Origin of the sequence: Chitinophaga filiformis, from assembly GCF_023100805.1 — a bacterium.
Classification (GTDB): domain Bacteria; phylum Bacteroidota; class Bacteroidia; order Chitinophagales; family Chitinophagaceae; genus Chitinophaga; species Chitinophaga filiformis_B.
On the sequence record NZ_CP095855.1, the window covers coordinates 4,231,599 to 4,243,791 of the forward strand.

3 protein-coding genes are annotated in these 12,193 nt (G+C 51.2%); all 3 read left to right on the forward strand.

The genetic code is table 11. The features are described 5' to 3' along the window. Positions 1-6 precede the first annotated feature (6 nt). From MYF79_RS16885 to MYF79_RS16895, 3 genes are read left to right on the forward strand one after another with little or no spacing between them, the layout of a single operon-like run. Positions 7-4,266, forward strand: coding sequence for an amino acid adenylation domain-containing protein (locus MYF79_RS16885; protein ID WP_247808827.1), 4,260 nt, complete (start codon positions 7-9; stop codon positions 4,264-4,266). A gap of 3 nt (positions 4,267-4,269) precedes the next feature. Continuing rightward, entirely contained in the window at positions 4,270-10,368 is a 6,099-nt protein-coding gene (locus MYF79_RS16890; protein WP_247808828.1) for a non-ribosomal peptide synthetase, read from the forward strand. 2 nt (positions 10,369-10,370) lie between these two features. Then, the gene (locus MYF79_RS16895; RefSeq protein ID WP_247808829.1) at positions 10,371-12,188 is read left to right on the forward strand and encodes a TauD/TfdA family dioxygenase; all 1,818 of its coding nucleotides are present in this window, start codon (positions 10,371-10,373) and stop codon (positions 12,186-12,188) included. The last annotated feature ends 5 nt before the right edge of the window (positions 12,189-12,193 follow it).

Sequence of the window (12,193 nt, forward strand, 5' to 3'; positions counted from 1 at the left end):
TTTAATATGAGTATCCATTGTATATCTCCTGTGCAGAAAAAGTACTTCAGTCTCAAGTGGGAGCAGGCATTGTTACACAGGGCTTTATTCAGGATCACGACACCTGTTATGCACGATATTGCCTGGCGCTGGCAGGAGCTGGTAAGCAGGCATGGCATACTGAGAACGGCCTGTACCTATACCAATAATGTCAGTATACCCTTCCAGGAAGTGAGGGAGGAAGATCAGACAACGATGACAGTCATTGCTGACAGGTATGAAGATGAAGCAGCTGTCATTGCTGCATGGCAGCGTATTTCGTGGCCAGATGATGTTAAAGTCAGGCTGGTGATATTTACGGATGATAAGGGGGCGCCGGTATACCTGGGTATTGCCGCACCTACCGTATGGCTGGATAGCTGGTCCCTGCGTTATCTTGCCCAGCAGCTGATCACAACGAATGCCGACCGGGAAGATCCGCTTCAATTCATTCAGTACGTGGAATGGCTGGAAAGTGTTTCCGGCGAAGATCAGGATCTTCCGCAAGACCTTGGGCAGGAGCCTGTACAAACCAGGAGAACGCTTACCTTACAGGAAGGAGCGGGGCAGGCCGTGTATACGTCCTATATCACTACCGACCTCGAAGCAGATCCCACACTGCTGCACCAGGTGGAGCAGCTGGCGATACAAAAGAATATCACGCCCGCTGATATCTGGTACGGGGCATGGACGAATGTAACTGCCAGCTATCTGAAGCAGGGTACCGGCGCCGCCGCCTATATATCATCCGGTCGTCAGTTTGATGAGTTCAAACAAATACCTGGTCCCTTTGCGAAAGGGATCTACAACAATTTCCGCAAGGAAGACGCAGAGGACCTGCTGCGACTGAAGGAAAGACGGGAGCGTTTTGACCTGTACCGTGAACAGTTTGCCGCTGATGCAGCCCATAGTGGCTGTACCTGTAGTTTTGAATACCTGGAACGGGGGCATTTCCCGGAAGAGGTATTGGCAGAGATGCCGGTATGTGTAGACAGCCTTTCCTGCCATGAGCCGTTTGTGTTGTCCTTTTTTGCAGAAGATACCGCCGGTGCAGCCAGGATCATATTGCAGGCAGACAAGCATGCGATTGCCGAAGCCTCACTGGAATGGATACGGCAGACCTTACTGGAATATGTGAGCCGCCTGGTGTCGGGAGAAGCATCAGCCAAAGGAGATATACCGCCACTGTTTGGTGCGCAGATCCCTTTTGAGTTTGTACCGGTGACAGATACCTTCATCGCCACCGCAGGCCGTTATCCGGACCATATGGCACTGGAATGGGATGGAGGGAGTATGAGCTACCAGGAGTTACTCCGGCAATCCAGGCAATTGGCCGAAGTGCTGATCGTGCAACAGGGCATTCAGCCGGGCGACAGGGTATTGATCAATATGCCCCGCACGGAGCAGTTGTTGCCGGTGATATGGGGCGTCATGTTGAGTGGCGCTACTTATATCCCGGTCGATAAACAGTATCCGGAAGCGAGGATCAGGTATATCATGCAGCAGTCTGCCGCCAGGCTGGCTATTACGGACGAAGCGGGAACAGAGAAAGGCATCTCTCCGGAGAAGTTGTTTAAAGCAGCTGCCCTTATTGACATCAGGAGGCAGCTTCCCCGCTGGCAGGCCGACCAGCCGGTGTATATACTGTATACATCGGGCACAACGGGACAGCCTAAAGGTTGTGTTATTACCATGAGCAACCTGCTGCACTATACCCGTTGGGCAGGTTACTACTATTTCTCCAATCATCCCGCAGGCAAAATGCCCCTGTTCACCCCACTGGCGTTTGACCTGACTGTTACATCCGTTTTTTGTACGCTGTTGAGAGGTGCGGTACTCTATATCTGTGCGGAGGACGCAGATGTGGGCACACATCTGCAGAATGCGTTCAGCACCATGAATGCCATTAAGCTGACACCCTCGCACATCCGCATGCTGCCACACCTGGGCATTACACATACCACGACCGATACCTGCATTGTTGGCGGAGAGGCATTGACAGCAGGCGATATCGCTATTCTGCGGGCATTACATCCTGCTATGAATATCTATAATGAATATGGCCCCACAGAGTGTACTGTTGGATGTATTGTATGGGATGTGCCAGCCTCATTTAACGATATATTGATAGGTAAACCGATCAGCAATACCAGCGCCTGCATCCTGGATGGGCAGATGCAGCCCTGTACGCCCGGCATAGAAGGCGAGATCTGGATTGGCGGAAGTACGGTAGGTGCAGGATATTTCCAGGATGAAGCAAGGACCGCTGCGCGTTTCGTAAACGGCTTGTACAAAACGGGAGATAAGGGTTACTGGCTGCCAGATGGCAATATATGTTATACCGGGCGCAATGACGACATGATCAAGTTAAGGGGCTACCGTATAGAAAGGGGCGAGATAACAACCACGATGCGTAATGTAAGGGGTGTGGAGGATGCTTTTGTTATGATACGGGAGGGTGAACTGGTCGGCTATTATGCCGGCGCTCCGGAACTGGAAGCCCTTATCAGGCTGGAGATGGAACAACAGTTGCCGGCATATATGATACCTGTCAGCCTCATTGCACTGGAACGTTTTCCTGTGAACGTCAACGGTAAACTGGATATTGCCGCATTGCCTTCTCCGGACGAAGTACGCAGCAGGGAGGAGATCGTATTGCCCCGCACACCGCAGGAAAAGATACTGGCGCAGGTGTGGGAAACTGTATTGCAGAAGGCGCCGCTTGGCGTTCATGATCACTTCCTGGGCATCGGCGGCGACTCTATAAAAGCGATACAGGTAGTGGCGAAGATGAGAGAGAAAGGCTGGCTATTGCAGGTGGGCGATATACTCCGGTTTCCTACCATCGCCCAATTGGTGAATTACCTGAAAGAAGCAGATAGCATTCCTGCAGATGAATTATCAGATGGAGGCACCATTCCACTGACGCCTTTACAGATCAAATTTTTCAGAGACAATACAGCAGACCTGCATTATTATAACCAGTCGCTGTTGTTGCAGGCCGCAGGTAAGACAGATGTTGCCGGTATGAAGGCGGCGGTCTTCCGCTTATGGCAATGCCATGCGGCCCTGCGTACTATATTCCCTTTGTCGGGGAATGAGCGCATACAGGAGGTATTGCCGGCATCACCTGCACCAGCTGGCATCTTCACCGAACAGGAAGCTTACGACCTGAAAGGGCAGACACAGTACTGGCAACAGCAGTTTGACCTGGAACGCGGTCCGCTGTTCCGCTGCATATTATTCCATGGCGAAGAGCGTGACTATGTGTTCCTGTTAGCGCATCACCTCATTGTTGATGGTGTATCATGGCGTATCATCCTGGAACAGCTGTCAGGTAAAGGCCTGCAGCAGGAAAGAGCGTCCGGGTCTTACCAGCGCTGGTCGGAGGCCTTACGGAAAAAAACGGATAGTCTTACTGTACAGGAAGTATCGCATTGGCTGAATATGGAAGCAAAGGCGGCGGAGGACTGGCAGGATCGGGCGTCCATGGAAAAGACGTTCCGGCATTTTGATCACCTGCATGAAACGTTGACGCCGGAGAGTACCCGGCAATTGCTGTCGCTGCCTTTACATACACTGAATGTAACGATTCAGGAAGTACAACTGGCTGCACTGAGCAGTGCCATCCATGCATGGAGCGGCCGGTCGGCCATTACCCTGTACCTGGAATCGCATGGCAGGAACAGTACCGGGGATGCGGCTTCCTTTGCTGATACGGTCGGCTGGTTCACAATGAAATACCCGGTAGCATTACCCTGTCTTCCCGCAGAACATACGCGCAACGCCATCCAGCAGACGATTGCCGCACTGGAGAAGGTGCCGGGCAATGGAGAAGGATACCTCTGCCTGCGTTACCTGGGAGAACTGCAGACAGACGGTGACGGCGCAGAACCCTTCATCACGTTCAACTACCTGGGACAACATGATCCGGGTGAAGACGGAGCTTTCACCATTCATCCTTTATCGCCTTTACAACAGAATGTAGGGCCTGATATTCACATGCCTTCGGCGCTTTACTTCACGCTCATCATTACAGGCGGTACGCTGCAGGTAAGTCTTTCTTATCACCGGTTGCTAATTACAACAGACGCCGCTACCGCGTTGCTGCAGAACTATATCGGCTGTCTTGAACAGTTCATTGATGCATTGGGACGAGAAGAGGACATCTTTAAAAAGAGGATAGCCGGTGCGGAATCACTTGGTCTGAATGAACAGGAATTGGAAGAGATCTTTAATTCACTTTAATATATGGGCAATATAAAAAGTATACAGATATTAACTCCGCTACAGGAGGGATTGTTGTTTCATGCCCTTGCTAATACAGACAGGCAGGCTTATTTCGAACAATACAGCTTTACCATGCCCGGCAGGATGGATGCGGACCGTTTCCGCAATAGCCTGGCAACCGTAATGCACCGTCATGACGCTTTACGACTGCGTTTTGTAGCTGATAAAGGCGTAAGGCCGGTACAGGTGATCATGGATGAAGTAAAGCCGGAACTGACATGCCATTCACTGGAAGAGGAAGACGAGGTAAAGACCTTCCTGCTGGCCGACAGGGAACGCGCTTTTGATATACTGGCGGACACTTTGTTCAGAGCGGCCATATTACATGTCGGAGACAGTTCCCGGCTGGTGATCTCTTTCCATCATATCATACTGGACGGCTGGAGTTTTGCGATTGTAATGAATGAATTGATTGCCTTGTACCAGGGAAAGACGCTTGTCAAAGACCCCGTGTCATTTACCGGGGTAACAGACTACCTGTCGCGTCAGCAGCAGGAGCAGGTAACACAATACTGGCTTGACCACCTCAATATAGAGCCGGATTTCCTGCCGGGTACACTGACAGAAGCATTCATGCAACCTTCGCTCAACATGGAGCAGGTATCTTTGCAGACTACCTTCAGCGAAGCGCTGAGCAGCCAGCTGAGGCAGGCGGCAGCTACCTTACAGGTGAGCATTAATACAATGCTGTACGGCATCTGGGGCATATTGTTGTCGCGCTATTGCCGGCGGAAGAAGGTGATAAGCGGCCTTACCGTGTCAGGAAGGGAGATAGACATTAAGCATGCCAGCGATATCGTGGGCATGTGTATCAATACCGTTCCATTTGCATTCGAGACAGCAGATGATACAGTGATAGACGACTATTTCCGCAGCATCTCCAGCCGTTTTATCAGTAGTCTGCCATACCAGTACTGCTCTGTTCCCGACATCAGGCGTAAGGCAGGCGTGGACGGAGAATTGTTTGATCATGTGGTGGCTGTAGAAGATTATCCTTATGATGAAGCGGGGTTGGCGGCCGGAAAGATCTCCGGCTCGGAAGTGTTTGACCGGACCAATTATCCCTTGTCGGTACACATCTCTGCCGGTAAACAACTCTTCTGGCGCATCTCTTTCAATGTGGACAGGTATCCGCAGGCCCTTATTCAACAGGTGCTGCATCACCTGCTTGCTATCGGCGAACAGGTAGCACAGGGTGTCGGCCAGGGTAAGCGGCTGTCCGATGTAAGAATATGGGGAGATGCGCACACTAATGAACTTATCCGCAGTTTCAATGATACAGAAGGATACTTCCCTGCCGATAAAACATTGTTGTCGTTCTACTATGAGTTGCTGGAAAAGCATTCCCCGGTGAGGATTGAAGATGAAGAGCATTGCCTGTCTATCGATGACCTCGAGGCATACAGTAACGCCGTACAACATGCCCTGGCACAGGCAGGCGTGGGAAGGGGCGATACCGTGGCAATATGTTGTAAGCGTTCCGTATGGCTGGAAGTCGCCATCATGTCGATATTGAAACGTGCAGGTACCTATGTGCCGATCGATCTGAGGATGCCCGAAGACCGTATCGCTTTTGTGCTGCAGGATGCCCATGTGAAGATCGTGCTGGGCTGGGGCGAACCTTTGATAAAGACAGATACGCCTTACATAGATATGCAGGCGGTGATACAGCAGCCGGTAAAGGACTACAGCCCGGTGATCATGCCGCTGGTGACCGATCCGGTTTATATTATCTACACTTCCGGTTCTACCGGTATGCCTAAAGGTGTAGTGGTAGAGCACAGCGCCGTGGTGAACAGGATGTACTGGATGCAGCAGGACTTTCCGTTATCAAAGGATGATTGCATCCTGCAGAAGACAAGTATCGGTTTCGATGTATCTGTATGGGAACTGTTTCACTGGTTATTCTCCGGTTGTACAACATTCTTCCTGGCGCCTGGTAAGGAAAGCGAGCCATATGAGATTGTGCGGACCATCAAAGATCATCGTGTAACGGTGACACATTTTGTGCCTTCCATGCTGGCTTTGTTCATGGAGACGGTTATTCATGAAAAACTGGTGGATGACTGTGCGGGCTTACGCCTGGTATTTGCCAGCGGGGAAGCATTGTTATATGCGGCCATGCAACAGTTCAATGAGCATATCTATAAGCATACCGGCACCATACTCGTGAACCTGTATGGGCCTACAGAAGCTACGGTCGACTGTACAGGCTTCACCTGTTCTCCCTGGAAGGAAGCATACAGGTATGTACCTATCGGTAAGCCCTTGCTGAATACAAGGGCCTATATTCTCGATGAGCACCAGGCATTGTTGCCGCCATGGATAAGCGGCGAACTGTGTATTGCCGGAACAGGGGTGGCCAGGGGGTATATCGGCAGGGAACAACTGACTGCAGAAAAGTTCCTCGCAGACCCCTTCGTGGAGCATGCGCGCATGTATAAGACGGGCGACCTCGCCATGTGGAATGATGGTGGTGAACTGATCTACCTGGGCAGGATAGATCAGCAGGTAAAGCTCAACGGCCAGCGCATAGAACCCGGCGATATTGAAGCGAAGCTGTTGCTGGTAACAGGTATCAGGGAAGCTGTGGTATTGCTCATGAAAAGGGACGACGGTGCCTCCTTCCTGTATGCATTCTACACCGGAGACGAAGTACCTGCAGCTACCATCAGGGCAACAATGACCAAACAACTGCCCGCCTATATGATCCCTTCCGGATTCAAACGCATAGATGAGATACCACGCCTGAACAGTGGCAAGATCAACCGCAAACAACTCGCTGCCTTGCTGAAGGACCAGGAGGAACGAGAACCGGTAAGGAGGCGCTTAGAGAATGACGAGACGGCCAAAAAACTACTGGAAGTATGGGCGCAGGTGATCGGCCATGAGGTAGACCCCGAAAGGGATTTCTTTGCCAACGGTGCGCATAGCCTGACAGCTGTCAGGATGATGTCTGCCATCAAACGAAATTTCGGTGTACAGATCTCCCTGCCCGATATTTTACAACATGCCACAGTGGACAAACTGTCGGCTTATATTAAAGCGGCCACTCCTTCGAAGGCTGCCACTATCAGAAGTGTGGCCGCCCCGGATACGTTGCCGCTGATGCCGTCCCAGGAAAGCATCTATGTGCTGGACAGTTTGCCGGATATAGGATTCAGCTATTATGTGCCTGCCCTGGTAAAACTGGAGCAGAAACCGGAAGAACAGGGCCTCTTACTGGCCATGGCGCTGCTGCTGGAAAGATATTCCGTACTACGTACCAGGTTCATTGAAAAAGACGGTCAGGTATTGCAGCAGATATTGCCGGTGAAGCAAGTGTATGATGCTTTTGTACGCACAGGCAGTATCCGGGCCATTGCATTGCCCCGTTTATCGCCTTTGCAGGCGTTCAATGAGCAAAGAGCTGTGATAGACATCAGCCAGGCACCTTTGTTCAGGCTGTACCTCTTACAGCATAACAATGCGTTCTATCTTCTGCTGGATGTACACCATCTTATCACAGATGAACTATCAAACACCATATTTGTGGCTGACCTGATGCGGCTGTATCAGCAGCAACCCTTGCAGGCCCCGGTGCTGCAGTATCACGATGTGACCCTGTGGTATCATCATACTTATCTGAAGGGTGAACTGTACCAGAAGGATAAGGTATGGTGGGCGAAGTACCTGGAACCAATACCTCCGATGCCGTCCCTGCCTGCAGCGAAGGTTCAGGAGGGATCCCCCTTTGAGGGAACGGTGTTCCGCCCCGTGTTGCCACCCGGTGTGGTGCAACGCATCAGGTCTTTGTCTTCAAAACTGGGCGTAACAGATTTCACGCTGATCTTCTCCGCTTTTCATATCGTCCTGTCCGGGTACACGGAAGATAACCGCCTGCTTTGCGGATTGCCTTTCTCGAACAGGATGAGTGATGAGATGCAGGACGTGACGGGCTTTATGGTGAGCACATTGCCCTTCTATGCGAAGATCGATCCTGCATCTTCATTCGGTGAATATGTACATGCTACCGGCATACAGCTGGCACAGATCATGGAGCATGCCTGGTATCCGCCTGCGCATATATTGCGCGACAAGCAATTGTCAAGATATGGCAGCAAACATCCCCTGATCAACATTCTCTTTAGCTACGTGGTAGCTGCGGAAGGTGCCTCCACCCGCGAGGGACTGGATCCTGCGGCTGAATCGGGCGCACGCTTTGACCTGAGCATTGAAATTACAGAGGTAGACAATACATTCACACTCTCCTTTATTCATGCCACTCACCTGGTAGATGCGGCATTGCCTGTACACCTGTACAATGCCTTCTGCACCCTGTTGCAGTCCAGTCCTATGTTGCAGGATCTGAGCATTGCCGGTCTGCAGACACTGACGCCCCCAATGGGAGCAAGGGCAGCAACAGCAGGTCGTACGCCGTTAACAGTCATACAGGTGCCGGCAGATGTAGAAGAAAAGGTAGCGGATATATTCAAAGAGATGTTGCAATTAAAGACGGTGTTGCCGGAAGATGATTTCTTCCTCTCCGGCGGGCAAAGCCTGCTGGCCATTAAACTGGTGAGCAGGATCAGGGAACAATTCAATATACCCATCAGTTTATTTGACGTATTCAAACATCCCCGCCTGTACGACCTGTGCATGTATGTTGCCGGACAACAGCACAGGGCCACATATATGATCCCGCATGTGGGTGAAAAAGTTTTCTACAGTGTATCGCCCTTACAACGGAGATTATGGTTCCTGCAGCAAAGGGAGCCGGATAATATTTCCTACAATATGACAACGGCTTTCAAAGTATCAACGCCGTTGAAAAGAGACATACTGGAAGCTGCATTTGAAACGCTTGTACAAAGGCATGACCAGTTAAGGGCGGCCTTCGTCTTGCAGGAGAATGGTCCGGTGGTACAGTTGACCACATTGCCAGCGCCTTCGGCATACCTTACCTTCCTCAGCGGTGAAAGGACTGTTGAGGAGATCATGGACCTGGCAAAGGTATTTAGTAATACGCCTTTCAAACTGGACCAGGCGCCTTTGTTCCGTGTGCTGATCATGGAGAACGATAGCCGGCATTTCTACATGGTGATCAACCTGCATCATATCATCGCCGATGGCTGGTCTATCGGGGTATTGCTGTCAGACCTGCTGAGCATTTACGAGGCGAAACTGGAAGGAACAGCCGCTGCACTGGCGCCAATGCCGTTACGCTATGTGGACATTGCGGAGTGGATGGCTGGGCAGTCGCAGGCCCTGATGGAAACCACTGCTGCCTACTGGCTGAAGAAGATCGGCGGCGGTGTGGAACATTCCGTATTCCCTTATGTGGCGGCCGATGAGGAGACCGATGGTATCACCCTGCATCATGTACTGCCGGAGCACCTTGTACAGAAGGTGCTACAGCTGGCGAGAAGACGGCAGGTGACCGACTTCCAGCTGTTGCTGTTCAGTTTCTCCCTGCTGCAGGCAAAGTTGTCGGGTACCCGTCATTTTGTAACAGGCACCTCTGTTTCAGGAAGAACAAATACCAGCATGGAGCCGGTGGTGGGCTTTTTTGTAAATATGATGCCGGTGGTGGTGAACCTTGACTGGCAGGCTACAGTGAGGAAAGCATTGCAGGACTTCGCTACAGGCATCAGGCAGGACATGCATCACATGGACATTTCCTTCGATGAGCTGTCAGCATTGGTAAAGAAAGAGAGTGGTATCCAATTGTCCGAATACATCAATACCCGCTTTGTATATAACGACTTCGGCACACCAGTGCATAAGCAGAGGAGCATTGAAGCAGAAGAGATAGAGGTGGTAATGGATGGCAGCAAGTTTGACCTGAGTTTCACCGTGCAGCCCTATAGAAATAGTTTGTCACTCAATGTGGAATACAAAGCAGGGAAGTATACCAAAGCAGTGATCATTTCCTATGTAAAACAATGGGAACAGTTGCTGGAACAGCTCTGTGAACAGGAAGAGGAGCCGGTAGAGGCGCTGCTGGCCCATCAATGGGATGATGCCGCTGTGAAGCTGAAAGCAAAGTCGCATGAACTATTAAAAAGCATGAAAAAGTGAATATGAAAAAACAGGACATCCTACAGTCACTGAAGCGCGTGGTGCCCCGCCCTGTACAGCAGGAAAGGCCGGTACGCCAGGAGATAATACGTGGTAATGAACAGGGTACGCCGTATGTGTTGCTGAGCGCCGGTAGTGAGGCGGCTGAACTGAAAGAATGGGTACGCGCCAATAAGACGCAGCTGGATAAGCTGTACAGGGAATACGGCGCTATTCTTTTCCGTGGATTTAGCATTGGCAATGAAGATGATTTCCAGCAGATCTGCCAGTTATATGCCACCCGTTTGCTCGATTATGCCGAGCCATCCACACCACGTACGAAGGTGGGCGATAAGGTATACACCTCTACAGAATATCCAAAGGAAAGGGCGATCCCTTTTCATAATGAACATTCCTATACAGACAGCTGGCCGGGGAAGATATGGTTTTACTGTAAGGAAAACGCCGCTACAGGCGGAGAGACGCCTATTGCCGATTCCGCCCTGGTGTACAGGTTAATGCCTGCACATATACGGGAGAAATTCGAAAGGTCGGGCGTACGTTATGTACGCACTTTTCATAAGGATATAGACCTCAGCTGGCAGAAGGTGTTTGGTACAAATGATAAAGAAGAAGTAAAGCAATACTGTGAAAAAAGAGGTATGCGCTTTCAGTGGAAAGATAAGGATGTATTGCAGACCAGTTATACGGCACAGGCAACAGCCGTACACCCTGTAACGGGGGAAAAGGTCTGGTTTAACCAGGCGCACCTGTTTAACCTGATGAACCTCGATGAAGATACGCGCTCTTCCCTGGTGAGTTTATTAGGCGAAGAGAATGTGCCCAGGAACAGCTTCCTCGGAGATGGTACAGCATTGAGCAGGGAGGATTTTGACGGTATTATGGCGGCATATGAACAGGCGGCAATTGTGTTCCCCTGGGAAAGCGGGGATGTGCTCCTGCTGGACAATATGCGCTTTGCCCATAGCAGGAAACCCTTTACGGGCAACCGGAAAGTACTGGTGGCCATGTCAGACCCTGTTGAAGGAGCGACGAATGTAGTGGGAAATACCCGGCGTAATACCGCTGCTTTCTTCACTAGGAAAGAACGGCCACAAACGGTACCATGGCTGCGTTACCGGCTGGCGGCATTGTACCGCATACTGGCGATGGAGAAACTGGATGAAGGCATTAGCGGACATATCTCCATGAAAGTACCCGGGAGAGAGGATGCTTTCTGGGTGAACCCATTCGGGCTTTTTTTCGAGGAAGTGACGCCCGATAACCTAATCACCGTAGATGGAAAGGGGAATGTACTGGAAGGGGATCACCCGGTAAATGTAGCCGGCTTCTGCATACATGCAGCCCTGCACAAGGGGCGGCCGGATACGCATTGCATTGTGCATACCCACTCGCCCAATGCCACCTTATATGCCTCCCTTGGCCGGCAGATACACCCTGTGGACCAGACGAGCTGTATGTTCTTTGAAGACCATGCACTATACGACGAATACAATGGCCCGGTGCTCTCGCTCGATGAAGGACAAAAACTGCTGGAAGCTGCCGGCAATAATCATACTTTATTGCTGCGCAACCACGGTACCCTCACCATGGCGGCAGAACTGGAAACAGCCGCCATCCTGATGATCGCGGCAGAACAATCCTGCCAGGCCAACCTGATGGCTATGCATGCAGGTACCGTTAAGCTGGTAGACCCCGACGTAGCGCGGCTTACCCGGCAGTGGATCGCTAATCCGCTGGGCCTGCAGATAGAATTTGATGCCTATATGCGGAAGGCAGAGCGTTTTTACCCCGACCTGATCCAATACAAACCGCTTTAATAAAC